Source organism: Bariatricus sp. HCP28S3_A4 (genome assembly GCF_052066395.1).
In the GTDB taxonomy this organism is placed as follows: domain Bacteria; phylum Bacillota; class Clostridia; order Lachnospirales; family Lachnospiraceae; genus Allocoprococcus.
In genome coordinates this window covers 80,866-107,225 of sequence record NZ_JBQHSE010000004.1, presented here as the reverse complement: position 1 = coordinate 107,225, position 26,360 = coordinate 80,866, and the positions used below count along the sequence as shown (strand labels likewise).

General features: G+C 46.1%; 27 protein-coding genes. 17 read left to right on the top strand and 10 right to left on the bottom strand.

The annotated features are described in order from the left end of the window. Positions 1 to 65: 65 nt before the first annotated feature. Complete coding sequence (locus tag ACTNBF_RS03440) at positions 66 to 521, bottom strand: aspartate carbamoyltransferase regulatory subunit (protein WP_427806411.1); 456 nt, start codon at positions 519 to 521, stop codon at positions 66 to 68. A gap of 13 nt (positions 522 to 534) precedes the next feature. Beyond that, the gene (pyrB, locus tag ACTNBF_RS03435; RefSeq protein WP_427806410.1) at positions 535 to 1,455 is read right to left on the bottom strand and encodes an aspartate carbamoyltransferase; all 921 of its coding nucleotides are present in this window, start codon (positions 1,453 to 1,455) and stop codon (positions 535 to 537) included. A gap of 279 nt (positions 1,456 to 1,734) precedes the next feature. Between pyrB and pheA the strand changes: the two genes are divergently transcribed. From pheA to thiI, 6 genes are all read left to right on the top strand, one after another. Next, positions 1,735 to 2,865 (top strand): prephenate dehydratase, encoded by a 1,131-nt coding sequence (gene pheA, locus ACTNBF_RS03430; RefSeq protein WP_427806409.1) that lies wholly within the window; start codon positions 1,735 to 1,737, stop codon positions 2,863 to 2,865. Between the two features lie 51 nt (positions 2,866 to 2,916). Then, complete coding sequence (locus ACTNBF_RS03425; RefSeq protein WP_441088765.1) at positions 2,917 to 4,206, top strand: ATP-binding protein; 1,290 nt, start codon at positions 2,917 to 2,919, stop codon at positions 4,204 to 4,206. Between the two features lie 80 nt (positions 4,207 to 4,286). Beyond that, complete coding sequence (gene prmA / locus ACTNBF_RS03420) at positions 4,287 to 5,240, top strand: 50S ribosomal protein L11 methyltransferase (protein ID WP_441088764.1); 954 nt, start codon at positions 4,287 to 4,289, stop codon at positions 5,238 to 5,240. 16 nt (positions 5,241 to 5,256) lie between these two features. Then, a complete protein-coding gene (locus ACTNBF_RS03415; protein WP_427819148.1) occupies positions 5,257 to 6,000 on the top strand; it encodes a 16S rRNA (uracil(1498)-N(3))-methyltransferase in 744 nt (247 codons plus the stop codon). Positions 6,001 to 6,081: 81 nt separating this feature from the next. Then, complete coding sequence (locus ACTNBF_RS03410) at positions 6,082 to 7,239, top strand: cysteine desulfurase family protein (RefSeq protein WP_441024499.1); 1,158 nt, start codon at positions 6,082 to 6,084, stop codon at positions 7,237 to 7,239. A gap of 9 nt (positions 7,240 to 7,248) precedes the next feature. Continuing rightward, positions 7,249 to 8,430, top strand: coding sequence for a tRNA uracil 4-sulfurtransferase ThiI (gene thiI / locus ACTNBF_RS03405; RefSeq protein WP_441024500.1), 1,182 nt, complete (start codon positions 7,249 to 7,251; stop codon positions 8,428 to 8,430). Positions 8,431 to 8,496: 66 nt separating this feature from the next. On the opposite strand, the gene ACTNBF_RS03400 is transcribed toward thiI, so the two are convergent. After that, positions 8,497 to 8,730, bottom strand: coding sequence for an HPr family phosphocarrier protein (locus ACTNBF_RS03400; protein WP_427806402.1), 234 nt, complete (start codon positions 8,728 to 8,730; stop codon positions 8,497 to 8,499). Positions 8,731 to 8,862: 132 nt separating this feature from the next. Here ACTNBF_RS03400 and mtaB point away from each other — a divergent pair, with 132 nt between their 5' ends. The 7 genes from mtaB (at position 8,863) to ACTNBF_RS03365 (ending at position 14,996) form a co-directional block, all read left to right on the top strand. Beyond that, positions 8,863 to 10,188 (top strand): tRNA (N(6)-L-threonylcarbamoyladenosine(37)-C(2))-methylthiotransferase MtaB, encoded by a 1,326-nt coding sequence (gene mtaB / locus ACTNBF_RS03395; RefSeq protein ID WP_441088763.1) that lies wholly within the window; start codon positions 8,863 to 8,865, stop codon positions 10,186 to 10,188. 52 nt (positions 10,189 to 10,240) lie between these two features. Next, positions 10,241 to 10,498 carry an IreB family regulatory phosphoprotein gene (locus ACTNBF_RS03390; RefSeq protein WP_427806400.1) on the top strand — a complete coding sequence of 86 codons (258 nt, stop codon included), beginning with the start codon at positions 10,241 to 10,243 and terminating at the stop codon, positions 10,496 to 10,498. Positions 10,499 to 10,511: 13 nt separating this feature from the next. Next, complete coding sequence (gene ruvX, locus ACTNBF_RS03385) at positions 10,512 to 10,970, top strand: Holliday junction resolvase RuvX (protein WP_441088790.1); 459 nt, start codon at positions 10,512 to 10,514, stop codon at positions 10,968 to 10,970. Further along, positions 10,963 to 11,229, top strand: a complete 267-nt coding sequence (locus ACTNBF_RS03380; RefSeq protein ID WP_427806399.1) for a DUF1292 domain-containing protein — start codon at positions 10,963 to 10,965, stop codon at positions 11,227 to 11,229. The genes ruvX and ACTNBF_RS03380 overlap by 8 nt, the downstream gene beginning before the upstream one ends. A 92-nt stretch (positions 11,230 to 11,321) precedes the next feature. After that, positions 11,322 to 12,986, top strand: coding sequence for a ribonuclease J (locus ACTNBF_RS03375; RefSeq protein ID WP_427806398.1), 1,665 nt, complete (start codon positions 11,322 to 11,324; stop codon positions 12,984 to 12,986). A 105-nt stretch (positions 12,987 to 13,091) separates the two neighbouring features. Next, entirely contained in the window at positions 13,092 to 13,745 is a 654-nt protein-coding gene (locus tag ACTNBF_RS03370; protein ID WP_427806397.1) for an O-methyltransferase, read from the top strand. A gap of 6 nt (positions 13,746 to 13,751) precedes the next feature. Next, entirely contained in the window at positions 13,752 to 14,996 is a 1,245-nt protein-coding gene (locus ACTNBF_RS03365) for a peptidase U32 family protein (protein WP_441088762.1), read from the top strand. 53 nt (positions 14,997 to 15,049) lie between these two features. Here the strand turns inward: ACTNBF_RS03365 and sigK are convergent, their stop codons facing one another. Next, positions 15,050 to 15,667, bottom strand: coding sequence for an RNA polymerase sporulation sigma factor SigK (gene sigK / locus ACTNBF_RS03360; RefSeq protein WP_441015934.1), 618 nt, complete (start codon positions 15,665 to 15,667; stop codon positions 15,050 to 15,052). 226 nt (positions 15,668 to 15,893) lie between these two features. Between sigK and ACTNBF_RS03355 the strand changes: the two genes are divergently transcribed. Then, positions 15,894 to 17,165 (top strand): YifB family Mg chelatase-like AAA ATPase, encoded by a 1,272-nt coding sequence (locus ACTNBF_RS03355; RefSeq protein ID WP_441088761.1) that lies wholly within the window; start codon positions 15,894 to 15,896, stop codon positions 17,163 to 17,165. Between the two features lie 542 nt (positions 17,166 to 17,707). Here the strand turns inward: ACTNBF_RS03355 and ACTNBF_RS03350 are convergent. From ACTNBF_RS03350 to ACTNBF_RS03325, 6 genes are all read right to left on the bottom strand, one after another. Then, positions 17,708 to 17,836 carry a hypothetical protein gene (locus ACTNBF_RS03350; RefSeq protein WP_441088760.1) on the bottom strand — a complete coding sequence of 43 codons (129 nt, stop codon included), beginning with the start codon at positions 17,834 to 17,836 and terminating at the stop codon, positions 17,708 to 17,710. Between the two features lie 6 nt (positions 17,837 to 17,842). After that, positions 17,843 to 17,971 (bottom strand): hypothetical protein, encoded by a 129-nt coding sequence (locus ACTNBF_RS03345; RefSeq protein ID WP_441088759.1) that lies wholly within the window; start codon positions 17,969 to 17,971, stop codon positions 17,843 to 17,845. Continuing rightward, a complete protein-coding gene (locus tag ACTNBF_RS03340) occupies positions 17,968 to 19,377 on the bottom strand; it encodes an AAA family ATPase (protein ID WP_441088758.1) in 1,410 nt (469 codons plus the stop codon). The genes ACTNBF_RS03345 and ACTNBF_RS03340 overlap by 4 nt, the downstream gene beginning before the upstream one ends. A gap of 19 nt (positions 19,378 to 19,396) precedes the next feature. Next, on the bottom strand, positions 19,397 to 20,209 hold the full coding sequence (locus ACTNBF_RS03335; RefSeq protein WP_441088757.1) for an ArdC family protein: 813 nt from the start codon (positions 20,207 to 20,209) through the stop codon (positions 19,397 to 19,399). Further along, on the bottom strand, positions 20,202 to 20,882 hold the full coding sequence (locus ACTNBF_RS03330) for a JAB domain-containing protein (protein WP_441088756.1): 681 nt from the start codon (positions 20,880 to 20,882) through the stop codon (positions 20,202 to 20,204). The genes ACTNBF_RS03335 and ACTNBF_RS03330 overlap by 8 nt, the downstream gene beginning before the upstream one ends. 177 nt (positions 20,883 to 21,059) lie before the next feature. After that, on the bottom strand, positions 21,060 to 21,992 hold the full coding sequence (locus tag ACTNBF_RS03325) for a DUF5688 family protein (RefSeq protein ID WP_441088755.1): 933 nt from the start codon (positions 21,990 to 21,992) through the stop codon (positions 21,060 to 21,062). Between the two features lie 59 nt (positions 21,993 to 22,051). On the opposite strand from ACTNBF_RS03325, the gene ACTNBF_RS03320 reads away from it, so the two are divergent. From ACTNBF_RS03320 to ACTNBF_RS03310, 3 genes are all read left to right on the top strand, one after another. Continuing rightward, entirely contained in the window at positions 22,052 to 22,222 is a 171-nt protein-coding gene (locus ACTNBF_RS03320) for a hypothetical protein (protein WP_441088754.1), read from the top strand. Between the two features lie 149 nt (positions 22,223 to 22,371). Continuing rightward, positions 22,372 to 24,465, top strand: a complete 2,094-nt coding sequence (locus ACTNBF_RS03315) for a type I restriction-modification system subunit M (RefSeq protein WP_441088753.1) — start codon at positions 22,372 to 22,374, stop codon at positions 24,463 to 24,465. A 12-nt stretch (positions 24,466 to 24,477) separates the two neighbouring features. Further along, a complete protein-coding gene (locus tag ACTNBF_RS03310) occupies positions 24,478 to 26,352 on the top strand; it encodes a restriction endonuclease subunit S (protein WP_441088752.1) in 1,875 nt (624 codons plus the stop codon). Positions 26,353 to 26,360 lie beyond the last annotated feature (8 nt).

The following is a 26,360-nucleotide window of genomic DNA, read 5'->3' as shown; positions in this document are numbered from 1 at the left end:
CACTCTTTTGAGTAATATCTCTCCCTATTAAAGGTTGTTTATTTTCCTTACGTTATTTTACAGAATTAATGTTTTCTCCTTTTCTGTCTGTCATATTTTTCTTCGCAGTATTTGCACCGGTACACTTCATTTTCCGGATCGGTCAGGACGAAGATATGATCCAGCTCCTGTTCGATGGAAGTGATACAGCGTGGATTCTTGCATTTGATCACATTTTTGATCTCTTTCGGAAGCGTCAGCGCCTTTTTGTCGACGATTTCTTCATTTTCAATGATATTGATCGTAATGTTGTGATCGATGAATCCGAGGATATCCAGGTCGATGATGTCGATCGGACATTCGATTTTGATGATGTCCTTCTTACCCATCTTGTTGCTCTTGGCGTTCTTGATGATAGCTACACAGCAGTCCAGCTTATCCAGCTTCAGATATTTGTAAATATCCATGCTCTTTCCGGCTTCAATGTGATCAAGAACAAAACCTTCCGAAATCTTACCGATATTCAATGTATTCTTTACCATAGTCAGTTACCTCCTAATCCACATGGATATCAAGCAGTGTCAGAATGAGGGCCATTCGGATATAGACACCATACTGTACCTGCTTGAAATAAGCAGCTCTTGGATCCTCATCTACTTCGACAGAGATCTCATTTACCCTTGGAAGCGGATGAAGCACCAGCATATCCGGCGGTGCGAGTTCCATTTTGGCTTTGTCGAGAATATAGAAATCCTTCATACGGACATAATCTTCTTCGTTAAAGAAACGTTCTTTCTGTACACGTGTCATATAGAGAAGATCGAGGTCAGGAAGCGCCTCTTCAAGACGAACTACCTCAGTATATGGAATGTTCTGTTTATCCAGAACGTCATGTCTTACATAATCCGGAAGACGAAGTTCTTCTGGTGAAATCAGTACAAATTCAATATCATCGTAGCGGGCAAGGGCATTGATAAGAGAATGAACGGTACGGCCGAATTTTAAGTCACCACAGAGACCGATTTTCAAGTGGTTCAATCGTCCTTTCAGAGAACGGATCGTAAGCAGGTCGGTTAAAGTCTGGGTCGGATGCTGATGTCCGCCGTCACCTGCGTTGATGACAGGAATGGTAGCATGCTGGCAGGCAACCATCGGAGCCCCCTCCTTCGGATGCCGGATCGCACAAATATCAGCGTAGCAGGAAATCATGCGGATCGTGTCAGAAACACTTTCGCCTTTTGCAGCAGAACTGGATGCTGCTGAAGAAAATCCCATGATGCTGCCCCCAAGATTCAGCATTGCAGCTTCATGGCTGAGGCGGGTACGGGTGCTTGGTTCATAGAATAAAGTAGCAAGCTTTTTGCCGTCGCATGCATGTGCGTATTTCTTTGGATTTGCCTCGATGTCGTTCGCGAGATCCATGAGTTTGTCAAGTTCTTCGACAGAAAAATCTAATGGACTCATTAAATGTCTCATGTAGGAAACCTCCTTTATTTTTGCCAGAATGACGACAGGTCTTCTGGAATTAATCTTTATTCTTCACTATCATATAATAAAACAGACCACATTTCAATAAGGATTTTATCTTTTGGTTTTCCGGCAGTTCGCTCTGATTTGGATATTCAGCCAAAGGAAGAGGAATAAAGAACTGGATTTTATAAAAAAAATAGTATATAATGTCCACGCAGGCAATGAATGCCGAAAGGACGAGCGAATGATAGAAGAAAGAACGTACAGATAAGGAGAGAATCCATTATGGAAACATTACTGGAGATGAGGCAGAAACTGGATGAGATCGATACCCAGATTACGGAGCTCTACGAGAAACGTATGGAAATATGCGGACAAGTGGCGGATTATAAGATAAAAAATGGAAAAAAGGTGCTGGACCGCACACGCGAGAATGAGAAGCTGGCGTCCGTATCTGCAATGGCGACGAATGATTTTAATAAAAAGGGAATCAGAGAACTGTTTGAGCAGCTGATGTCCATGAGCCGGAAACTCCAGTATCAGAAGTTGTCCCAGGAAGGCGTCCTTGGAAGACTTCCTTTTATTGAACTGGATGAGCTGAATGTGGAAGGGGCCCGTGTGGTGTTTCAGGGCGTTGAGGGCGCCTATAGTCAGGCTGCCATGGAGAAATTCTTCGGATCAGGTCAGAAGAATTTCCATGTGCCGACGTTCCGGGATGCAATGGTAGCGATCGAAGAAGGAACGGCGGATTATGCGGTGCTCCCGATTGAAAATTCGACAGCAGGCGCGGTGGATCAGGTCTATGATCTCCTGGTAGAATTTGAAAATTATATTGTCGGTGAAGTCATCCTTCCGGTCCGCCATCAGCTTGCCGGTCTTCCGGGTGTGAAGATTTCCCAGATCAAGAGAGTATATTCCCATCCGCAGGGACTGATGCAGAGCGCCAGATTCCTGGATAATTACGGGGACTGGGAGCAGATCAGTGTCGCGAATACGGCGGTTGCGGCGAAGAAGGTGCTGGAGGAGAAGAATCCGGAGCAGGCGGCTGTGTGCAGTGAATATGCGGCAAAGCTTTACGGCCTGGAGATCCTGGAGCAGGACATCAATGCAGAATCCGATAATTCGACGAGATTTATTGTCATTACGAACCAGAAGGTATTTTTGAAACATGCCTCAAAAATCAGCATCTGCATGGAAGTTCCGCACGAAAGCGGATCCTTGTATCACCTGCTTTCACATTTTATTTACAACGACTTGAATATGACCAAGATTGAATCACGCCCGATCGAAGGAAGAAGCTTTGAATACCGTTTCTTCGTTGATTTTGAGGGAAATCTTGCGGACGCGGCCGTCAAAAATGCGATCCGCGGTTTGAGAGAAGAGGCGCTGAATCTGAAAATTCTCGGCAATTACTAGATTCAGAACAGACATATGCTTTGACATTTGCAATGGGAAAGGACAAATGAAATGAGAACGAACGAACTGGTATTATATCGCTATATGGAACATGAAGATCTGCTGCGTGATATGACATTTTTGATCGAAAATGCAGATAATGAGTATTATAATAAAGAAGATCTGAAGGGACTTTTATATGAATGCCTGAATGAAATGATCGAACTGGCGAGCTGTTACGGATTTGAAGGAAATCTGTGGCATAATTTTCTCACTTTACTGCTGGCAAACAGTGAGAATGCGTACAGTACTGCATGCGAGATCGTAGGTGAGATCGAAGGAAGTGTCAATGAGGCAGCACTTCATGATTTTGAAATTTTCAAAGAATTGTTTGATTATGACCTTCACCGGATGGAGAAGGAGATTGGGACTACCTGTATTTACATGATCGAGGATTATCATCACACAAACGGGCACGGAAAAGTCTTTAATAAGAGGATCCGCGACCGCATCTGCGATCTTGCAGGGGCACTTGGACAGGCAGGATCCGCGGAAGAATTCAAGCGGATCATCACCGGATTTTACAAAGAATTCGGAGTGGGCAAGCTTGGACTTCATAAGGCGTTCCGCGTGGAGCACGATGAAGACGGTGTGCAGATCGTGCCGATCACTAACATCGCCCATGTTCATCTGGACGATCTGGTGGGATACGACATGGCAAAGCAGAAGCTCATCGACAATACGGAGGCATTTGTAAGCGGAAGACGCGCGAACAACTGTCTGCTGTTCGGAGATGCAGGGACAGGAAAATCCTCTTCGATCAAGGCACTCCTAAACCAGTATTATGACAGGGGACTGAGAATGATTGAGGTTTATAAACATCAGTTCCAGGATCTGAATGATGTGATTGCGCAGATCAAGAACCGCAATTACAAATTTATCATCTATATGGATGATCTCTCTTTCGAAGAATTTGAAATTGAGTATAAATATTTGAAAGCAGTGATCGAGGGCGGACTGGAAAAGAAGCCGGACAATATTCTGATCTATGCGACCTCCAACCGCAGACACCTGATCCGTGAGACTTTCAAGGATAAGGCAGACCGCGATGAAGAACTGCACACCAACGATACGGTGCAGGAAAAACTCTCACTGGTGGCAAGATTTGGTGTTACCATTTATTTTGGAAAGCCGGATAAGAAAGAATTCCAGAAAATTGTCAAAACACTGGCGGAACGAAACGGGCTTACGATGCCGGAAGATCAGCTCCTGCTGGAAGCAAATAAATGGGAACTGAATCACGGTGGCCTGAGCGGAAGAACGGCGCAGCAGTTCATCGATTATCTGCTTGGTAAGAATTAGGAGTACTTGCGCTTTCGGACAGGACTTGTTATACTAATATGATACTGGAATTATAAAAATCGGATCAAGGAGATCATGGTATGAAATGGAATAAATTCAGAATAGAGACAACGACGGAAGCGGAAGATCTTGTCAGCAGTATGCTCATGGATCTGGGAATCCAGGGCATTGAGATCGAAGATAATATTCCGATGAGTCAGAGAGAAAAAGAGCAGATGTTTGTGGATATTCTTCCGGAGACCGGCGTGGATGACGGAGTTGCCTATATCAGCTTCTATCTGGAAGAAGAGGATGACAAGGAAGCGGTACTTGCAAAGGTTCGCGCTGAACTTGAGGATATGCGTGCGTATATCGAGGTGGGAAGCGGATCGATTGAGGAGTCGCAGACGGAAGATGTGGACTGGGTCAATAACTGGAAGAAATATTTTCATCAGTTCTACGTAGATGATATTTTGATCATCCCGTCCTGGGAGAATGTGAAGCCTGAAGATGAGAATAAGATGATTGTACACATCGATCCGGGCACTGCGTTTGGCACCGGTATGCATGAGACCACGCAGCTCTGTATCCGGCAGATCCGCAAGTATACCACGGAGCATACACGGATTCTGGATGTGGGATGCGGCAGCGGTATTCTGGGGATGCTTGCATTGATGTTCGGAGCCGAATATTCCGTCGGAACCGATCTGGATCCGTGTGCCATCGATGCGACCCGTGAGAACATGCAGGTAAATGGGATCACCGAAGATCGCTATGAGGTGATGATCGGTAATATCATTGATGATAAAGCGGTGCAGGATAAAGTGGGTTATGAGAAATATGACATTGTTGCAGCCAATATCCTTGCGGATGTGCTGGTGCCGCTTACGCCGGTTATTGTGAATCAGTTAAAACCGGGCGGAATCTATATCACCAGCGGAATTATTGATGACAAAGAAGAAACGGTAGTGAATGCTGTGAAAGCAGTGGGGCTTGAGGTCCTTGAGGTGAACTATCAGGGAGAATGGGTTTCCGTAACTGCACGTAAGAATTAGATGGGATGAGTGAGTGATGCATCATTTTTTTGTGACACCTTCGCAGGTGGAAGAACCGTATATCTATGTGGAAGGGCAGGATGTCAATCACATGAAGAATGTCCTTCGGATGAAACCGGGCGAACAGGCCGGGATCAGTGATGGGAATAATCTCAAATACGTCTGTGAAGTGGTATCTTACGAGGAAGGAAGGGCTACACTTCGTATCCTGGAAAAAATGGAGGCGGATACAGAGCTTAGCAATGAATTGTATCTGTTTCAGGGACTTCCCAAGGGAGACAAGATGGAGCTGATCGTTCAGAAAGCGGTGGAACTCGGAGCGGTGAAGATCATTCCGGTCGCAACGAAGCGTTCTGTCGTGAAGCTGGATGAGAAGAAAGCTGCAAGAAAAGTGGAACGCTGGAACAGCATTGCCGAGAGCGCCGCAAAGCAGGCCGGTAGAAGCCGGATCCCGGAAGTGGAGATGCCGCTTTCGTACAGCGAGGCTCTTAAGAAGGCCGCAGAGCTGGATGTGGTGCTGATTCCGTATGAGCTTGCCAAAGGGATGGAGGAGACAAAACGGATCATTCGTTCCATCAAAAGAGGGCAGTCTGTTGGAATCTTTATCGGGCCGGAAGGTGGTTTTGAACAGGAGGAAGTGGAAGCAGCCATCCGCAGTGGTGCAAAAGAGATCACCCTTGGAAGGCGGATTCTGAGGACCGAGACAGCGGGACTAGCGATTCTTTCTGTGCTGATGTTTGAACTGGAAGAGCAGCAGTAGGATTTCATTCAGAAGAGACAGATGGCAGGAAAGCAGAACCGGCATAAGATATAGTGAGGAAGAAGTTAGGAGACGATAAAAATGGAAGTTTATCTGGATAATTCAGCTACGACCAGAGCATATGACAGTGTCAGGGATATCGTTGCGAAAACGATGTGTGAGGATTACGGCAATCCATCTTCCATGCATAAAAAAGGCGTGGAGGCGGAAAAATATGTCCGGGGCGCAAGGGAAACGCTGGCAAGGCTGATGAAAGTGCAGGAGAAGGAAATATTCTTTACATCCGGTGGAACAGAAAGTGACAATCTGGCACTGATCGGAGGCGCGCGTGCAAATCATCGCGCCGGAAAGCATCTGATCACGACGGCGATCGAGCATCCTGCTATTTTGAATACGATGAAATATCTGGAAGAAGAGGAAGGGTACCGGGTCACGTACCTTCCGGTTGATATGTACGGGCGGGTGCGTTTGGATGCCTTGAAAGAAGCACTCTGTCCGGAGACGATCCTGGTATCAATCATGTATGTAAATAATGAAATCGGATCCGTACAACCGATCGCGGAAGCAGCAGGAATCGTGAAGTCCTATAACCGGAATATTCTGTTTCATGTGGATGCCGTGCAGGGCTTTGGAAAATACAGGATCTATCCGAAGAAAATGGGAATCGACATGTTCTCGGTAAGCGGACATAAGATTCACGGCCCGAAGGGGATCGGATTCCTCTATATCAATGAAAGGGCAAAAGTAAGACCGATCATTTTTGGAGGAGAACAGCAGAAGAATATGCGATCCGGTACGGAAAATGTTCCGGGTATTGCCGGAATCGCGCAGGCAGCAAAAGAGATCTATACGGGACTGGACGAAAAAGTGGCGCATATGAGGTGGCTGAAGCAGAAATTTATAGAAGGTGTCAGCCAGATCGAACATACAAAGGTTCATGGACTTACCGATGAGACGAGCGCACCGCATATCATCAGTGTGGGAATTGCAGGGATCCGGAGTGAGGTTCTGCTGCACACACTGGAGAGCAAAGGAATTTATGTATCATCCGGTTCTGCATGCTCATCGAATCACCCGTCTGTGAGCGGAGTGTTAAGAGGAATCGGTACAGGTAAAGAATATCTTGATTCCACAGTTCGCTTCAGTATGTCAGAATTTACAACGGAAGAAGAGATTGATTATACATTGCAGACATTATACGATTGTGTGCCGATGTTAAGAAAGTATACACGCCATTAGGAGGAAAGTATGAAGTTTCAGACTTATTTGATAAAATATGGAGAGATTGGAATCAAGGGAAAGAACCGGTATATGTTCGAAGACGCGTTGGTGCGTCAGGTAAAATTCGCTTTGAAAGATGTAGAAGGAGACTTCCACGTATACAAGTCACAGGCCCGTGTCTATGTGGACTGTGAAGGATACTATGATTCCGACGAAGTGACGGAAGCACTTCAGAGAGTGTTCGGAATTGTGGGAATCTGTCCGGTAGTCCGGGTATCTGACCGTGGATTTGATGAATTGAAAAAAGATGTGGTTGCATATATGGACGAAATGTATCCGGATAAAAATATCACATTTAAAGTCGAGTCCAGAAGAGCAAAGAAGACTTATCCGAAAAAATCGATGGAGATCAATTGTGACCTTGGAGAAGCGATTCTGGATGCTTTTCCGGAAATTCGCGTGGATGTTCACAAGCCGGACGTTCTTCTCCGAGTAGAAGTCCGCGAGGAAATCTATATTTATTCGGAAATTATTCCGGGACCGGGAGGCATGCCGGTCGGTACGAACGGCAAAGCCATGCTTCTCCTTTCAGGAGGAATTGACAGCCCGGTGGCAGGGTATATGATCTCCAAAAGAGGAGTCGGACTTGAGGCGACTTATTTCCATGCACCGCCGTATACCAGTGAGCGCGCAAAACAGAAGGTGGTCGATCTGGCGAAGCTTGTCTCAAAGTATACAGGACCGATCAAGCTTCATGTGGTGAATTTCACCGATATCCAGCTCTATATTTATGAGAAATGTCCGCATGACGAGCTTACTATTATTATGAGAAGATATATGATGCGGATCGCAGAGCATTTCGCAAAACAGGATGACTGTCTGGGACTGATTACAGGAGAGAGCATCGGACAGGTGGCGAGTCAGACGATGCAGAGCCTTGCGGCTACAAATGATGTCTGCACTCTTCCGGTATATCGTCCGCTGATTGGTTTTGATAAGCAGGAAATCGTGGAAGTGGCAGAGAAGATCAACACCTATGAGACCTCGATCCTTCCGTATGAAGACTGCTGTACCATTTTTGTAGCAAAACATCCGGTAACAAAACCAAATGTGGAAGTGATCAGAAAATCGGAAGAAAAACTGGCGGAAAAGATTGATCAGCTTTTTGACGAAGCAATTCGTTCGGTAGAGACGATTATCGTAAAATAAAGGAAACAAAGCCTAAAAAATAAGATGAAGGCTCCGAGAAACCTTCATCTTATTTTTAACTAAATATTAAACTAAATATGGGTTCAGGATTTCAAGAATGTGATCGACTTCTTCACTGTCAGCGTGAATGTTGAGATCAATCGGTTTTGAAAGATCCAGACTAAAGATACCCATGATAGATTTAGCATCGATAACGTATCTTCCAGATACAAGATCAAAATCATAATCAAACTTTGTGATTTCATTTACGAAAGATTTTACTTTATCAATTGAGTTTAAAGAAATCTGTACTGTTTTCATGTGAAAGTTCCTCCTTGTTTTGAATTTATATAGATATATTATAGTTTGTATAGAGAATTGTCAAGGAATAAAATTCCAAAGAAAACGATATTTTTTTGTAAAATCTTATAGAATTTGAAGGTGGGAAATGTGATGAGAAAAGCAGCGTTACACAATTTGGGGTGTAAAGTAAATGCCTATGAGACGGAAGCAATGCAGGAACTTCTTGAGAAGAACGGATATCAGATTGTCCCGTTCCAGGATGAGGCGGATATTTATATCATTAATACCTGTTCGGTTACGAATATTGCAGACCGGAAATCCAGACAGATGATCCATCGTGCCAGAAAGCAGAATCCGGATGCGGTGATCGTGGCTGCGGGCTGTTATGTGCAGGCAAGGACCGATGCAGGGGAAAAGGATGAGAATATTGATATTGTCATTGGGAATAATAAGAAACAGGAGCTGATCGGGATCCTGGATGCCTATTTTGCACAAAAAGAGAAGCATCAGCAGATTGAAGTAATTGATATCAACCATACTGCAAAGTACGAAGAACTGTCCCTCACAAGGACGGCAGAGCATACAAGAGCCTATCTGAAAGTGCAGGATGGCTGTAATCAGTTTTGCACGTACTGCATTATCCCGTATGCACGGGGAAGAGTAAGGAGCAGAAAAAAGGAAGAGGTTGTGCGGGAGGTAGAGACACTGGCCGCAAACGGATATCGTGAGGTGGTGCTGACCGGAATTCATCTCAGCTCCTATGGTGTGGATCTTAAGGATGAAAATGGGAAGCAGCAGGAAGACCTGCTCTCACTAATTCGGGCGGTCCATGAAGTGGAAGGTATTGTAAGGATCCGGCTCGGATCTCTGGAACCGCGGATCATCACAGAAGAATTTGCGTCTGAACTGTCGAAACTCAAGAAGATCTGCCCGCATTTTCATCTGTCGCTCCAGAGCGGATGCAATGCGACGCTGAAGCGGATGAACCGCCGGTATAGTGCGGAGGAATACTATGAGAAATGCAGGATCCTTCGGAAATATTTTGATAATCCGGCTCTTACTACCGATGTGATTACCGGATTCCCGGGAGAGACAGAAGAAGAATTTGAGGAATCCAGACGTTTTGTGGATAAGGTGGATTTTTATGAAACGCATATATTTAAGTATTCGAAACGCCGTGGGACAAAAGCAGCGGAGATGAAAGGCCAGATTACAGAGCAGGAGAAGGCCGGAAGAAGTGCTATTTTGCAGGAAATGAATGAAAGAAAACAGGCAGAGTATGAAAAGCAGTGGGTTGGTAAGGACGTAGAAGTCCTTTTTGAAGAGGTGACTGAAAAAGAAGGACGGAAGATGGTGACCGGACATACCAGGGAATATCTCAGGATTTCTGTGCCTTGTACCGAAGACGGAGAGGAAAGCTGGACTAATCAGATAAAGAAAATTAAAATTGTGGATATTTCACAAATTACTCATTGAATTTTATTACAGATTATATTAGAATGGGTATTGAAGTATTGGAGGTCGTAAGATGAAGAATTTATCGAATACACAATTTTTTCAGGTGGAGGCCGGACCACAGATTCAGGCAAAAGATATCCTTGAGATTGTATATAATGCTTTAGTGGAGAAAGGATATAATCCAGTGAATCAGATCGTAGGATACATTATGTCAGGTGATCCTACATACATCACCAGCTACAATGGTGCAAGAAGCCTTGTGATGAAGGTGGAACGGGATGAGATCGTAGAAGAACTGCTGAAGGCATATATTAAGAACGAGTTATAGGATGATTCAGATTATGCGGATTATGGGATTGGATTACGGTACGAAGACTGTGGGAGTGGCGGTAAGTGACCCGCTGGGGATTACAGCCCAGGCCGTAGAGACGATTGTGCGCAAGTCGGAGAACAAGCTCAGACAGACACTGGCAAGAATTGAAACACTTGCAAAAGAATATGAAGTAGAGAAGTTTGTGCTTGGTCTGCCAAAACATATGAACAATGATATCGGAGAACGGGCAGAGAAAGCGTTGGAATTTGGTGAGATGCTTCGTCGGCGGACCGGCCTTGAGGTCGTGATGTGGGACGAGCGTCTGACCACGGCATCAGCAGAGCGGACGTTAATTGAAACAGGGATAAGAAGAGAGAACCGCAAGCAGTACGTGGATCAGATTGCGGCTGTTTTTATATTGCAGGGATTTTTGGATTCGCTTGCGATGAAGCAGAACCCGGACGAGGGAGACGAATTGTATGAGTAGTGAAAAACTGGTTTTTACTTATGAAGATAGTGGAGAACAGGTAGAATTTTATATTCTTGAGCAGACGAAGCTGAATGGGAATACGTATCTTCTGGTTGCAGATTCTGAGGAGGACGACGCGGAATGTCTCATCCTTAAGGACACCAGTGCGCCTGAAGATGAGGACAGTCTCTACGAGATCACAGAAGATGAAGTGGAACTCGAGGCTGTATTGAAAGTGTTTGAAGAATTACTGGAAGATGTGGATATCGAGATGTAGCAGCACACCGCGCGCCGGGAACCGGGGCGTAGACTCTTTATTTTACGATATGGATGTACGGACGATACATAAAAATATATGGAGGTGTGACGTTGAAACGAACGAACAATTCTAAATTGAAAATCATTCCGTTGGGAGGTCTGGAAAAAATCGGAATGAACATTACTGCCTTTGAATATGAAGACAGTATTATTGTTGTGGATTGCGGTCTTTCATTTCCGGAAGATGATATGCTGGGAATCGACCTGGTAATTCCGGATATTTCTTATCTTAAGAATAATGTTGAAAAATTAAAAGGTTTTGTAATCACCCATGGGCATGAAGACCATATTGGAGCTCTTTCTTATGTGCTTAAGGAGATTAATCTCCCGATTTATACTACGAAGCTGACCATGGGAATTATTGAGAAAAAGCTGGCAGAGCATAATCTGCTTCGCTCCACCAGAAGAAAAGTGGTGCGCCACGGACAGTCTATCAATCTTGGGCAGTTCCGTATTGAATTTATCAAGACAAATCACAGTATTCAGGATGCATCTGCACTTGCCATTTATTCACCGGCAGGTATTGTGGTGCATACGGGAGACTTTAAAGTGGACTACACCCCGGTATTTGGCGACGCGATCGATCTTCAGCGGTTTGCGGAGATCGGAAAGAAGGGAGTACTAGCCCTCATGTCGGACAGTACCAATGCAGAACGACCGGGATTTACCCAGTCTGAACGTACTGTGGGAGCAACATTCGACCGTATTTTTGCGGAGCATACGAACAGCCGTATCATCATTGCGACCTTTGCGTCGAATGTGGATCGTGTTCAGCAGATTATCAATTCTTCCTACAAATTTGGAAGAAAAGTTGTGGTTGAAGGACGCAGCATGGTCAATATCATTTCCGTAGCGTCTGAACTTGGATATCTGAATGTACCGGACAACACGCTGATCGAGGTGGATCAGCTCCGGAATTATCCGCCGGAGAAGACGACGATCATCACAACCGGAAGCCAGGGAGAATCCATGGCGGCACTGTCCAGAATGTCGGCGGATATTCATAAGAAGATTACCATTATGCCGGGCGATACGATCATTTTCAGTTCGAATCCGATCCCGGGAAATGAAAAAGCGGTTTCCCATGTGATCAATGAACTCTCTGCCAAAGGGGCAGACGTTATTTTCCAGGATGCACATGTTTCCGGTCATGCGTGTCAGGAGGAATTGAAGCTGATCTATTCCCTTGTGAAACCGAAATATGCCATTCCGGTGCATGGAGAATACCGGCATTTGAAAGCGAATGCGAATCTTGCAAAATCTCTGGGAATTCCGAAAGAGAATGTATTTATCCTGAAGTCGGGCGATGTGCTTGCTCTGGATGAGAACAGCGCCGAGATCGTAGATAAAGTTCATACAGGAGAGATTCTTGTGGATGGTCTTGGTGTAGGCGATGTCGGTAATATTGTTTTAAGGGATCGTCAGCATCTGGCGGAGGACGGTATTCTGATCGTTGTTCTCACTCTGGAAAAAGGTACCAATCAGCTCCTGGCAGGTCCGGATATCGTTTCCCGCGGCTTTGTCTATGTGCGTGAATCGGAAGGCCTGATGGAAGAGGCGAGATGTGTGCTTACGGATGCGGTGGAGCGGTGCCTGATGAGCCGCCACGCGGACTGGAGCAAGATCAAGCTTGTGATCCGCGATACGATGAATGATTTTATCTGGAAGAGAACGAAGAGAAAACCGATGATCCTACCGATCATTATGGATGTATAGAAGGATTCATGTGCCCCGCAGGTGTTGCGGGGCATCTGTATGAATGCGTATACAGCTGTATGGACAGGATATCGGTGATGTGCAATACAGGAAGTGAGGAACCACATGATAGTTGAAGAACGTCTGGTGACATACTTACATTCTCTGGAACAGGAGAACAGCGAGATTCTGGAAGAGATCGAACAGGAGGCTTTGCGAGATAGTGTGCCGATCATACGCAAGGAGATGCAGAGTTTTCTGAAGGTGCTCCTTGCGATCAAACGTCCCACGAGGATCCTGGAAGTGGGAACAGCGGTCGGCTTCTCGGCGCTGCTGATGAGCGAATATGCTCCTGAAGAATGTACAATTACTACGATAGAAAATTATGAGAAAAGAATTCCCATTGCCCGGGAGAATTTCAAAAGAGCGGGGAAGGAACAGAAGATCACTCTGATCGAGGGAGATGCCATGGAAGTGCTGACAGAGCTGAGTGGGCCATATGATTTTATTTTTATGGATGCCGCGAAGGGGCAGTATATTGCATATCTCCCGGAAGTGCTCCGAATTCTGGAGCCGGATGGCGTTCTGGTTTCAGACAATGTGCTCCAGGACGGGAATATCATTGAGTCCCGTTTCGCGGTGGAAAGACGGGATCGCACGATACACAGCAGAATGCGGGAGTATTTGTATACGCTGAAGCATCACCCGGACCTGGAGACTTCGATCATCCCGCTCGGGGACGGAACGGCAGTCAGCGTGAAAAGAAATAAAGAGAGGTAGAAGCAGATGGCACGACATCCTGAATTATTGATTCCGGCAAGCAGCCTGGAAGTTTTAAAAACAGCAGTTATTTTCGGTGCAGACGCCGTTTATATCGGCGGAGAAGCATTCGGACTTCGTGCAAAAGCGAAGAATTTCTCCATGGATGAAATGAGAGAAGGAATCGCTTTCGCTCATGAACATGGCGTGAAAGTGTATGTAACGGCAAATATTCTGGCTCATAATTATGATCTGGATGGTGTGCGTGCTTATTTTGAGGAGCTTCGGGACATCAGGCCGGATGCACTGATCATTGCCGATCCGGGAGTATTTGAGATTGCAAAAGAGGTATGCCCGGAGATTGAACGCCACATCAGCACGCAGGCAAATAATACGAATTACGGAACCTATCTGTTCTGGCACAAGCAGGGGGCAAGCCGTGTGGTTTCAGCCCGGGAACTGTTGCTTCGGGAGATCAAAGAGATCCGAAGTCATATTCCGGATGATCTTGAGATCGAGACCTTTGTGCACGGAGCGATGTGTATTTCCTATTCCGGAAGATGCCTGCTCAGTAATTATTTTACCGGGCGTGACGCCAACCACGGTGCCTGTACGCACCCGTGCAGATGGAAATATGCGGTCGTGGAGGAGACAAGGCCGGGAGAGTATCTGCCGGTATACGAGAACGAGCGGGGAACTTATATTTTTAATTCTAAGGATCTCTGCATGATCGAGCATATACCGGAACTGATCGATGCGGGAATTGACAGCTTCAAGATCGAGGGACGAATGAAGACGGCTCTCTATGTGGCGACAGTGGCAAGGACTTACCGTAAGGCGATCGATGATTACCAGAAAGATCCGGAGCTTTACCGGAAGAACATGCCCTGGTATCTGGAACAGATCGTGGGATGCACATACAGACAGTTTACGACAGGCTTCTTCTTCGGTAAACCCGGGGATGAATCACAGATTTATGACAGTAACACCTATCTGCGCGATTACACGTATCTTGGAATGGCAGGGGAAGTACGTGACGGCATGGTACGGATCGAACAGAGAAATAAGTTCAGTGTTGGAGAAGAGATTGAAATCATGAAGCCGGATGGAAGGAATCTGGAAGTGACCGTAGAGCGTATTGTAAATGAAGAAGGAGTGGAGCAGGAAAGTGCACCGCATCCGAAACAGGTATTGTATGTCAAGCTGACCGGTGATGCCGAACCATATGATATTTTAAGGCGAAAAGAAATGGAAATGAATGGGGAAGCATAAGAGAAGCTATGTATCAGGAGGACTTCGGTCCTCCTTTTTGTATCTGAATATAATCAGAAATAAGGACGGAGTTTTTCAATTGCGCCCTTCTCAATACGGGAAACGTAAGAACGCGAAATACCGAGCCGTTCAGCAATCTCACGCTGGGTGTATTCTTCATGATTGTATAGACCATATCGCATCTTCAGAACCAGCTGTTCCCGGGAAGTGAGAGCGGATTCCAGTTTACTGTAGAGAAGCTGAATGTCATTTTTTTCCGAAATCCGTGAGCATGCATCTTCTTCTCTGGATTCCAGAATGTCATAGATCCGGATCTCGTTGCCTTCACGATCCGTGCCCACTGGTTCGTAAAGAGAAATTTCACGATTGGTCTTGCGCTTGCTACGAAGCAGCATCAGGATCTCGTTTTGGATACATCTGCAGGCATAAGTGGCCAGCCGTGCGTTTTTTTGAGGATTAAATGTTGATACGGCCTTGATAAGGCCGATCGTCCCAACTGAGATCAAATCCTCCGGATCATCTTCCAGATATTGATATTTTTTCATGACATGCGCAACAAGACGAAGATTCCGTTCAATCAGAATGTGCCGGGCCTTTTGGTCACCTTCTGCATACTTGCGGAGAAAACAGGCCTCTTCTTCGGCTGTGAGAGGTGGGGGAAAGGACTTCAAAAGCAGCACCTCACAGAGTAGTTATTATAGTGTATGCGGGGACAAATCTGAGCGTGCATTTCCGAAAAAAGATTTCCGGCATTGACAAAACGGATGATTTCCGATATGATGGGGATATATTTTCTAAAGGATTTCGGTTTTCTTTTAGCAAATCAAAGTGACGATCCGTCACAACATTTTCAGAAAAGATTTTTGTACTTTTACCGTCAGGTAAAGGAGAATTTTCATGGGATTTTATACAATTTTATCAGCATCGATTCAGGGAATCAAAGTTGAAATGATTCAGGTTGAGCTAGATGTGGGGAATGGTCTTCCGGTATTTCATATGGTGGGTTTCCTGGCTTCTGAGGTGAAAGAGGCGGCAGAACGTGTACGAACGGCTCTGAAAAATACAGGGTTTATGATCCCGGCGAGGAAGGTGGTCGTGAATTTGTCGCCTGCCAATGTAAGAAAAAGAGGAACAGCGTTTGACCTTCCGATTGCGCTTGGCGTACTCATGGCACTTCAGATCCTGCCCGGAAACAGGCTGAAGAATGCACTGGTGGTTGGAGAACTGGGATTGGACGGAAGTGTTCGCAGGACAGAAGGAATTCTCGCAATTGTAGCGGAGGCAAAAGAAAGAGGAATCAGGTTCTGCATTGTACCGGCAGAAAACATGAAAGAGGCGGTATTGATCCAGGGAATTCATATTCTGGGCGTCAAGACACTGGCGGAGGTCTGCGAGTGGGCCAAAGGGCACAACTGTGCAGTCACAGAAGCGGATTTTACGTCTGATTTTGTTCATGAGGTACAAAAAGCGGACATAGATTATAGTGACATTCAGGGACAGGAGATCATGAAAAGGGCGGCGCTTGTGGCTGTAGCTGGAAATCATAATCTGCTTTTTATCGGTCCTCCGGGGGCAGGAAAAACGATGGTTGCCAAACGAATCCCGACGATCCTGCCGGGCCTGACCAGAGAGGAAAGTCTGGAAATCACCAGGATTTATAGTATTGCCGGACAGATCGAAGGGGAGAATCCGCTGATTACAAAGCGTCCTTTTCGGGAGGTTCATCATTCGGTGACCCGGGCAGCTCTGATCGGCGGAGGAATGATCCCTTCGCCGGGAGAAGTGACGCTGGCACATGGAGGTGTGCTGTTTTTGGATGAATTGCCGGAGTTTTCACGCACGGCACTGGAAGCACTTCGACAGCCCCTTGAGGAAAAATGCGTCCATATCGCCAGAAATCAAGGGATTTATTCGTTCCCGGCCGATTTTATGTTGGTGGCGGCGATGAATCCGTGTCCCTGCGGATTTTATCCGGATCTGGATAAATGCTCCTGCTCCCTGTCACAGGTGCAGAAATATCTGGGAATGATATTTTTCATACGTACCTACCATATCTTGATAGATGCCATACGTTTACCAGCATTTTTACGCTTTTTCCCCCGAGCCGACAGGCTTCTTATCTTGTATTTTCAGTGTAAATGCCACATGTTTTTGTTGTTTTCACCTTAGATGCCACATCTTTTTCCTGTTTTCAAGATATCCATCATAACTTCAGGGTTGATTTTTCACATAGATGCCATATGTTTGATCGGATTTTTCACTTTTGAAGGATCTTCAAAATCGTATCCATCACTTCTCAGGAGGATTTTTTCACCTACATGCTACATCTTGGATCAAAATTGCTGTTTTGTCATCGGATTTTTCAGGCTATTCATCACATCTCAAATGAAGGAAGCCGATTTTGAGTAAAATTTTTCACCTATCCGTCACATCTTTTCAGAATAGAGTTGTTTTTCAGCTGAATTTTTCACCTACATGCCACATCTTTGGATGAAAACGGCTGTTTTGGGCCTATTTTATTAGAAAAATTTTTCAGAGCTATCTGCCACATCTTGTTTTCATTATTTCATGATGGTGTGCGAGCCGATGGAACTTATAAGAAGTCTGATTATCGAAAAACGATGCCCCGCTGTATCATGACAGATACGGACGGGGCGTTGTTTATGCCGGCACAACGGCTGCATCCGGCTTCAGGTATTGCATTTCTGCATTCATATCATCGGAAGGGAAACACCATCTGCCAGTTCTGTGATCTGTTTGGCCAGCTTGACGGCAGCGGCATTACGGTCATCCGGCAGGACATTTGCCATCTCCCGGATGGTGCGTACAAAGAGCCGCATGACGGACTACTGCAGGGTTTTGTGCCCGCCTGCAATACGTTTGGCAAAAGTATCGCTATCAAATCCATAGGCGTTCACAAATTCCAGGATGTCATCTGCTGCGGCTTGCGCTCTGTGTGTTCTTGCGTCGTTCATATCGAAATGCTCCTTTCTTGCAGATCATGTAAAGGATTGATATCCAAGATATATTCTGATTTTTCGCAGTCCTGGAAAAGACAGTCATCCAGCATGCTCTGGATACGGCTGTGTAAGTACCGCACACCCATCTTCGTATCAGCGGCTTCCTGAGCCAGCTGTCTGCAGGTATCTGCATCCATATGCAGCATGACGTCATACTGCTGTTCCAGCTGACGGATGGGCGAGATCCTGTCATCCTGCAGGATGGATTCATAGTCTTTGGCTGTCATGGGAGACAGCTGCACGATCTGGTTGATGCGTCCTGCAATCTCTCTTCGCATGCCGGCATACTGGATCAGGTCATCCGGTGTGAGTATTTTATTATATACAGTGTATGCATCCTGACTGTCCGGTTTGCTGCCGAAACCGATGGATGGCCTGGACTCTTTCTTATTTTTTATTTCCGTCAGTGTTTCGAAGCTCCCCAGGAAGACAAACGAGATGCGGGAGGAATCGAATGTGACAGCGGGCTTGTCCCTGTCTGCAGGGAAGGAGAAACGGTCGCCTTCTATCAGTTTTAATAAACCGTTTTGCTCGACATGGCTGTGGTTGGTTCCGGCAGAACTGAATTTCGGCTCGCATAGTTTATCGAACTCGTCGAAGACCACGATGGAGCGCTCGATCTCCTGACCGGTGAGTCCGGTGAAGATGTCCCGGATTTTGAATGACCCCAGCCAGCCTTCTGCTGTGATCTGGTTTGCGTCGACGATGATAACATGAGGATAGATCTGCCTGCATACCCGCCAGATCTCGGTCTTGCCGCATCCGGTGGGTCCAATGAACAACACATTGCGGCGGTGGCCCTTTACATGATTGTATAGCAATGTTGCAGCTGCCCGGCAGGCATCCTGCTGCCCGTGGATGTGATCCGTCAGATAATCATAAATATGCCGGGGTGACTGCAGTCTGCTGTCCGTGCAGCTTTGGTGCTTCATGATGGTTTGCCCCGGAAGCGGACGGGGTTCGCTCCGGTATTGTTCTGCCAGGCGTGCTCCTTCCGGAATGTGTTCCAGCAGCTCCGGGTTCTTGAGTTCCGGAGCAAAAGTACCGATGGATTTTTCATAGCATCTGCAGAGCTGTTCGGCAATGATTCTCAGGCTTTCGCTGCTGATGCGGATGTTTTCCAGGAAGACCTTTAGAAGGTCAGAAGTCTGCGCATTCGGCTGATCCAGCCAGTTCCTTGCCAGTTCTTCGGCTTCGCCCAGCAGGATATTGTAATCATCATCGTTCAGGCCGTCGAATTTCCCGGAACGGGCAGATCGGACGAATGTTACTGCAGGATTGTTCTGCTTCCGGTATCCGCGGCCTTCGCTGACTTCCCGGATCAGAGACGTGATAAACGCCATGCAGGCGGATTTTCTCATGGTATATTTTCACCTCCTTTTATGCGGCAGGAAGCAGATGGGAAAGAATCTGATCAGAAACCTGCCGGATGTCCTGCATGGTTGCTTTGAGCTCATCCATCTCTTTTCCGGATGACCATCCTGCGATATAGCCAAAAGAGTATTCGCCTGTATCAATGCCGATGGCATTGCAGACGACAAAGGCGATGCTCTCGGCACGGACTTCCATGCTCTGCCGGTCGATGCGGTTGTTCGGATCGCCATCCAGCAGGCTGTGGGCGATCTCATGTATGAGTGTTTTGACTTTATGCTGCCCATGGATGGAAGCACGCACTCGAATGGCATGTTCAGCAAAGCTGAAACAGCCGTAGACACCGGGAGGCAGTTCGTCTGTGAAGCGGACGGGGACGATTGAGAAGCGGCACAGCTGCTCAATAACATGCTCAAAAGAACGGTTGTCGCCTGTAAGCTCACTGGTGAGAGACGGAAGATCCGGCCCTTCCGTCTGTGAGATGTCAAAGACGGTAACCGGCTTGAATAATAATAAATCGTTTTCTTCTGTATGATCGGGATCGTCCTTCTTCCCTTTTATTTTCATGGGGGCCATGATCATGATGCCGTGCTCCCCTTTTTTGACCTGCCGTCCCATGTCCTGCCAGGCCCGGTAGCCGGCAACCTGGCTGGAAAACGGAGCCTGCATCAGGATTAAGATCTGGTTGTTCAGGGAATATCTATGGAATCTGCTGCAGACACGCAGCCAGTCCGCATACCGTTCGGAACAAAATACGGATTCGACTCCTTCCTGAAGCATCTTAGTGATGCAGTCCATCTTTTCTTTTCGCTTTTCATTCATGTTCCCTTCTTTCTGCGATCATGCCGCAGGCGCCGAACAGATCCGCATTGGATTCGTTGAAACTGTAGAATTGCTTTCCAGCGACGATAATATGGTCAAGCAATGGGATTCCCAGGATGTGGCCGCACTGTGCAATCGTTGTCGTGATGTTGATATCATCCGGACTTGGTTTGGGGTCATTTGTCAAATGATTGTGGATCATAATGATGCCGGCGGCATTTGAGAGTACCGCGGATTTGAATATCTCCCGGCCTGATGTCAGGGATTGGTTGATGGTTCCAATGGATACACGGCAGAAGTTGATGACGAGACCCTTGACGTCAAGATTAAATACAAGGATGGATTCTGCTGCCCAGCCTTTGGTGTAGTTCTGGGCGAAACGGATGACAGCCTCCGGCGTCAGCAGCGGTTCTTCTGAGATGCGTTGCTTGATGTTCTGGAGCCGTAGACGCGGCTCTACTTCCTGTATCAAATATTTATCATTTTTCTTTGGCTTCGACGGTGCAGATTCCGGTTTTGGCTTCCGGCGTGCGCTGTGATATTCATCCAGATGGCTGGCAATGAATGTCGCATAGTCTGTCATGGTGCCGTTTTGCGGCATCGGAATCCCTAAGGTCCGGGCGATGTCACTGGCATAGTGTATCTGCCGTTCAGATGGTTCAATCGCTGTCATCGTCTGTTCCCTCCTTTCTGCTTTTTTCCTTGTATTCATGGCACATGGAATCTATAAAGAGAGGCAGCTTTGCTGCTGCCTCTCAAAGACCATAAGGAGACGTAAATTTTTCGTGATATATTAAATTTTTGGAATATCCGGTACGATTGAGTAGGTGACCGGATTCGGATCAGCTTTTTAATCAAACGGCACATCGTCAGATGATGCTGATACGAGCCGGCCTTTTTCATCCAGCTCAAAGACGCCGTCTGAAAGCACTTCTGCAGGAGCCACCTGGCTCTGGTTGATGCTCATGACCATATACCGCAGTTCGTCAGGATCTTTTGTACTGATTTTAGGCACAATAATCCATTCGTGAACAGATGATGGCAGCAGATAGCAGCCGTTTGGATAATGATGTTGGATCATATCCGGAACTGCAGGGTACAGAATGACGGCAGCTCCATGACAGGCGTCCTCGTTGGTCAGGACCATCATCATGAGATCATCCGGCGTGTCAGATGCGGCACCGGGGCACATGTCTTCTATGATGCTGGACAGGGAGGACAGCTTTGCAGGACGGAGCTTTGGACCGTTGGCGATGGCTGCTGTATGGATGTCTTTCAGACAGCGGTCCCAGCATGACAGCATATGGTTGGTGATAGGTACGGTCATTGTAGGATCGTCTTTTGCCCGGGGCAGCTCGATATCATAAATAATGCCGATCCCGGTACCGGGCAGTTGCTGCACCGGTCTGTCAGCAAGATAGCCGTCGTTTCTTCCGGGGCGTATATCAATGAGTTTTGGGACGATATAATTTTTTGCGGCGTCAAAATTAGCCAGAAGTTCCAGATCGATATCATCCGGCAGGTCAGACCGGTACCGGATGGTATCAGCCAGGTCAGAGGCAATTGCCTGAATCGGCATGCCTTCCAGCAGTTTCGTATACTGGTCATTGATATAAAAGCATGGAGCGGTTACAGCACCATGCAGACGTATGGTGATGCCGGTAAGTATCAGGTTGCCGGGCTTTGGGACCTGCTGCACAGTGAATTCTGCATCGTGGGAAAGATCCGGAAATTTTTTCTGGATGATGTGGATGAGTTCGTGTGCAAATTCTTCAATGGTCATGATTTCTCTTCCTCCTTTTCTTGGGAATCAAATCAAATCGTATTCTATAGGGAATACGCATGTTGGTAGTTGCAGGTGTTCTGCGTTGGCCAGCCGGTGGCAGCAGAACGAGTCGAAATCTATCCCGAGGCGCCGATCAGGCGCCGTTCAGTCCATGCACGCTTGCCGTATGGATTGACGGGATGGAAAAGCCGGGAGTGGGATATCAAACGAAACGATATATCTTGTAGACGGTGTAGAAAATATAGATGTTTCCAGTATTTAATCGTAATTAAAAATAATTATTCATAATTATGAAACATTAAAAATATTGACTTTAAGAGGAAATTTCGATATAATGAGGATGGATAACTATTGCGAAAATACGGAGGAGTGTTGTATGGCTGATGCAAAGAAAATAGATGTACTGTGGGATGATAATCCCGTTGATATTACATCTGAGGCGAATTTTATCTGGAGTATTGCGAATAAACTCCGCGGTTCTTATATGCCGGACAAATATGGCGATGTTATCATTCCCATGACTATCATCCGGCGTTTCGAGTGCGCGCTGGAACCCACAAAATCTGACGTGGTGGGGACATACAAGAAGAATCCGAATTATCCTGCAAAGGCAATGCAGCGTATTTCGAATTATCAGTTTTATAACACCAACGAATATACATTGAAAGAGCTCTGCAACGATCCGGATCATATTGCTGCGAATTTCAAAGAATATCTGAATGGTTTCTCTGCAAACGTGCAGGATATTTTCCGTGAACTGAACATGGATGATCATATAAAAAAAATGGACAAGGACGGATGCCTGTATTCTGTTGTAAAGGCATTCTCAGAATTGGATCTGTCCATTAAGACCTTTGACAGTATCAAGATGGGATATATCTTTGAGAATCTGATCGGTCGTTTTTATCAGAACGTAGATGCCGGACAGTTTTATACCGGCCGTGATATTATCAAGCTTCTTGTCGCTGTCCTGACAGCGGAAGGCTGTGATGATATTTTTGATCCGGGCAAGGTCATCACGATCTGTGATCAGACGTGCGGAACCGGCGGTATGCTTTCGACTGCATACAGCTATATCCGGCATTTTAACCCATCGGCTGATGTGCGTCTGTTTGGTCAGGAGCTCATGGGTCAGTCTTATGCTATCGGGCTGGCTGAGATGCTTATTAAAGATCAGAATGCCGATAACTTCCGTCATGCTGATACACTGAAAGAGGATTGTTTCCCGGATGTAAAGATGCGTTTTCTGATCGAGAACCCGCCGTTCGGAACACCGTGGAGCGGTGCTGATGCAAAAGACGGGCAGGAAGATGCTGTAAAGCGGGAATATGAGAGAGGATATACAGGACGATGGGGCGCCGGGCTGCCTGGTGGTGGCGATGCGCAGCTGCTGTTCATGCAGTCTGCGATTGCAAAGCTGGATGATAAGCTTGGACGGGCTGCAATCATTGAGAATGGTTCGCCGCTGTTTACCGGTGGTACAGCGTCCGGTGAGTCTCAGGTGCGCCGTTGGCTTCTGGAACAGGATTTAATCGAGGCGATCATTGCCATGCCGACGGATTTGTTCTACAATACCGGCATTGCTACTTATGTGTGGATCCTGTCGAAAAATAAGCGGCCGGAACGGAAAGGAAAGATCCAGCTGATCGATGCGACTCAGATTTACCATAAGCTGCGCAAGCCACTGGGTAATAAGAAAAACGAGTTTACCCCGGAAGACAGGGCAGAGATTACCCGGCTGTATGCAGAGTTCGAGGAAAATGAGGTCTGCAAGATCTATGACAATACAGAGTTTATCTATCGTGAGTACGCGGTGATGCAGCCTTTGCAGCGCAGCTATGGTTTCACCGAGGAACGGATGGAGAATATGCTGCAGGCGGGTGCTTTGAAATCTCTGTGGGATGATGCAAAAGTCGCTGCTTTGGAAGAGAAAGGTACGGCTGCAACGGCGAAGGAGCAGAAGACACTGGCTGACTATTATAAGACGAAGCCGGTATATGATGCCATTCTGGCAAACTTGGAAGCTGCCGTATCAGAACAGAAGTGGCTGTCCCCGGATGCGTTTGTGCCTGTGTTGACCAAAGCACTGGATGGGATTGCAGTTGATAAGAAGTTGTTTGATAAGATTATGGACGGCCTGTCTGTTATGGATAAAGAGGCTGTGATCCAGAAGGACAAAAAGGGCAATATCCTGTACGATAAGGCAACGAAGGATACAGAGATCGTGAAGTTTGATGAAGACATTGATACTTATATGGCCCGTGAAGTCCTTCCGCATGTGCCGGATGCCAAGTGGTTCTGGGAAGAAAATCTGGGAGCAAAGAAACCTGTCATCAAGACCGGGGCGGAGATCCCGTTTACGCGTTACTTTTATAAATATCAACAGCCGGTGGCAAGCGAAGAATTGGAAGAGAAGTTCATGGAACTGGAGCATTCTGTTTCGGAGCGTATAGCCAAGCTGTTTCAGTAAGGCGGTGATGATATGCGTAAGATGAAAGATAGTGGGATCAAGTGGATTGGTGAAGTTCCTGCTTCGTGGACGAAAAAGAAAATTAAAAATGCTGTTTCGTTAATTGGCAGTGGGACTACGCCGCAAAGTAGTAGTTATCAGTATTATGAAAATGGAGACATATTCTGGATTCAAAGTGGAGATATTTACGGAAAGACCTTAATAATTGAAACAGCATCCATGGTGACAGAAATGGCGATGCATTCTTTACCAGCATTGCGTTTATATGAACCAGATTTTATTGTAATTGCAATGTATGGTGGCTCTGTTGGCAACATCGCAATATCAAAAATACCGGCGTGTGTTAATCAGGCTTGCTGTTGTATTCAGCCTGATAAAGAAAATGACTTGGAATTTATGTTCTATTGGATTTCGATGTGCCGAGAAGATTTTTTGCGAGTCTCCGAAGGAGGCGGGCAACCTAATATTAGTCAGGCAAAAATTAAAAACCAGTATTATATTCAACCTCCCCTTTTGGAGCAAAAGCGAATTGCAACTTTTCTCGACACCAAGTGTGCCGAAATCGACGCACTGATCGCAGATATTCAGGCGCAGATTGATACGCTGGAGCAGTATAAGCGGTCTGTGATTACAGAAGCAGTTACTAAGGGATTGAATCCTGATGTGGAGATGAAGGATAGTGGGATTGAGTGGGTTGGTATGATTCCTGCTTCGTGGCATGTTCATCCAGTATATTATTATTTTGGAGAACGAAAGAATAAGAATTATGCTCTTCAGGAACAGAACTTGCTTTCATTGAGTTATGGTCGCATTATTCGTAAGGACATCAATACGAATGGAGGATTGCTTCCCGCCAGTTTTAATACATATAATATTGTTGAACCGGGCGATATTATCATTCGTCCGACAGATTTACAAAATGATAAGAGGAGTCTCAGAACTGGTTTTGTGATAGAACGGGGCATCATTACGTCTGCATATATTGATCTGATGCCGAAGGAAAATGTGAATTCGAAGTATTTTCATTATTTGTTACATTCTTTTGATGTGCAGAAAGTATTTTATAACATGGGCAATGGTGTTCGACAGGGATTGAATTATAGTGAATTTGCAAAGTTAATGATTTTTGAACCTTCTCTTCGGGAACAGAACGTGATTGTAGATTTTTTGGACAAAAAGTGCGCCGAAATCGACGCAACCATTGTAACAAAACAGGAGCAGATGACCACTCTGGCTGATTACAAGAAATCTCTGATTTACGAATATGTGACCGGCAAGAAAGAAGTTCCACAGGCCGCAGCTGATAAAGCGGCTGAGCTTGACCCACAAGTTATCCTGTTGGGTATTCTCATCAATAAACTCGGCAGGGATATCCGGGGCAAAATCCAGCTGCAGAAGATGCTTTATCTCACGAATGAATATGTCGGTCTTAACCGCGGTGTTCAATATTACCGTTATGCTCACGGTCCCTATGATCTTCAACTGGAACAGTATGTGGACATTCTGGTCAGCAACCATTGGTACGAAGAGAAACATCAGGGCGCTGATTTGCTGTTGGCGGGGAAAAACCATGCTGATTTCGTGGAAAAATACGGGGATCGGTTCAACGATAAGCAGGCTGAGATTGATAAGCTAATTGATTTTCTCGGGCCGATGAAAACCAGTCAGGTTGAACGTATTGCCACATTGTTCGCGGCATGGAATGACTTTATCATTGATGGTAATCCGGCGCCTACGGACAGCCAGATCATCCATGAAGTGATGAACAACTGGACAGATAATAAAGCACATACGCAGTATGCGACCTGGCAGGGAACTTTGAAAAAGATGAAAAAGCATGGTATTGTTCCCAAAGGGTTAGGGCTTCATACGCTTCCAAAGGCATAAAGGAGGAA

What these genes read in the sequence shown, in the direction of transcription:
- ACTNBF_RS03440 (WP_427806411.1), bottom strand. Translation starts at nt 521, where the DNA reads ATGGTAAAGAATACATTGAATATCGGTAAGATTTCGGAAGGTTTTGTT.
- pyrB (WP_427806410.1), bottom strand. Translation starts at nt 1,455, where the DNA reads ATGAGACATTTAATGAGTCCATTAGATTTTTCTGTCGAAGAACTTGAC.
- pheA (WP_427806409.1), top strand. Translation starts at nt 1,735, where the DNA reads ATGGAAACATTACTGGAGATGAGGCAGAAACTGGATGAGATCGATACC.
- ACTNBF_RS03425 (WP_441088765.1), top strand. Translation starts at nt 2,917, where the DNA reads ATGAGAACGAACGAACTGGTATTATATCGCTATATGGAACATGAAGAT.
- prmA (WP_441088764.1), top strand. Translation starts at nt 4,287, where the DNA reads ATGAAATGGAATAAATTCAGAATAGAGACAACGACGGAAGCGGAAGAT.
- ACTNBF_RS03415 (WP_427819148.1), top strand. Translation starts at nt 5,257, where the DNA reads ATGCATCATTTTTTTGTGACACCTTCGCAGGTGGAAGAACCGTATATC.
- ACTNBF_RS03410 (WP_441024499.1), top strand. Translation starts at nt 6,082, where the DNA reads ATGGAAGTTTATCTGGATAATTCAGCTACGACCAGAGCATATGACAGT.
- thiI (WP_441024500.1), top strand. Translation starts at nt 7,249, where the DNA reads ATGAAGTTTCAGACTTATTTGATAAAATATGGAGAGATTGGAATCAAG.
- ACTNBF_RS03400 (WP_427806402.1), bottom strand. Translation starts at nt 8,730, where the DNA reads ATGAAAACAGTACAGATTTCTTTAAACTCAATTGATAAAGTAAAATCT.
- mtaB (WP_441088763.1), top strand. Translation starts at nt 8,863, where the DNA reads ATGAGAAAAGCAGCGTTACACAATTTGGGGTGTAAAGTAAATGCCTAT.
- ACTNBF_RS03390 (WP_427806400.1), top strand. Translation starts at nt 10,241, where the DNA reads ATGAAGAATTTATCGAATACACAATTTTTTCAGGTGGAGGCCGGACCA.
- ruvX (WP_441088790.1), top strand. Translation starts at nt 10,512, where the DNA reads ATGCGGATTATGGGATTGGATTACGGTACGAAGACTGTGGGAGTGGCG.
- ACTNBF_RS03380 (WP_427806399.1), top strand. Translation starts at nt 10,963, where the DNA reads ATGAGTAGTGAAAAACTGGTTTTTACTTATGAAGATAGTGGAGAACAG.
- ACTNBF_RS03370 (WP_427806397.1), top strand. Translation starts at nt 13,092, where the DNA reads ATGATAGTTGAAGAACGTCTGGTGACATACTTACATTCTCTGGAACAG.
- ACTNBF_RS03365 (WP_441088762.1), top strand. Translation starts at nt 13,752, where the DNA reads ATGGCACGACATCCTGAATTATTGATTCCGGCAAGCAGCCTGGAAGTT.
- ACTNBF_RS03355 (WP_441088761.1), top strand. Translation starts at nt 15,894, where the DNA reads ATGGGATTTTATACAATTTTATCAGCATCGATTCAGGGAATCAAAGTT.
- ACTNBF_RS03350 (WP_441088760.1), bottom strand. Translation starts at nt 17,836, where the DNA reads ATGCGGCTCTTTGTACGCACCATCCGGGAGATGGCAAATGTCCTGCCG.
- ACTNBF_RS03345 (WP_441088759.1), bottom strand. Translation starts at nt 17,971, where the DNA reads ATGAACGACGCAAGAACACACAGAGCGCAAGCCGCAGCAGATGACATC.
- ACTNBF_RS03340 (WP_441088758.1), bottom strand. Translation starts at nt 19,377, where the DNA reads ATGAGAAAATCCGCCTGCATGGCGTTTATCACGTCTCTGATCCGGGAA.
- ACTNBF_RS03335 (WP_441088757.1), bottom strand. Translation starts at nt 20,209, where the DNA reads ATGAATGAAAAGCGAAAAGAAAAGATGGACTGCATCACTAAGATGCTT.
- ACTNBF_RS03330 (WP_441088756.1), bottom strand. Translation starts at nt 20,882, where the DNA reads ATGACAGCGATTGAACCATCTGAACGGCAGATACACTATGCCAGTGAC.
- ACTNBF_RS03325 (WP_441088755.1), bottom strand. Translation starts at nt 21,992, where the DNA reads ATGACCATTGAAGAATTTGCACACGAACTCATCCACATCATCCAGAAA.
- ACTNBF_RS03320 (WP_441088754.1), top strand. Translation starts at nt 22,052, where the DNA reads ATGTTGGTAGTTGCAGGTGTTCTGCGTTGGCCAGCCGGTGGCAGCAGA.
- ACTNBF_RS03315 (WP_441088753.1), top strand. Translation starts at nt 22,372, where the DNA reads ATGGCTGATGCAAAGAAAATAGATGTACTGTGGGATGATAATCCCGTT.
- ACTNBF_RS03310 (WP_441088752.1), top strand. Translation starts at nt 24,478, where the DNA reads ATGCGTAAGATGAAAGATAGTGGGATCAAGTGGATTGGTGAAGTTCCT.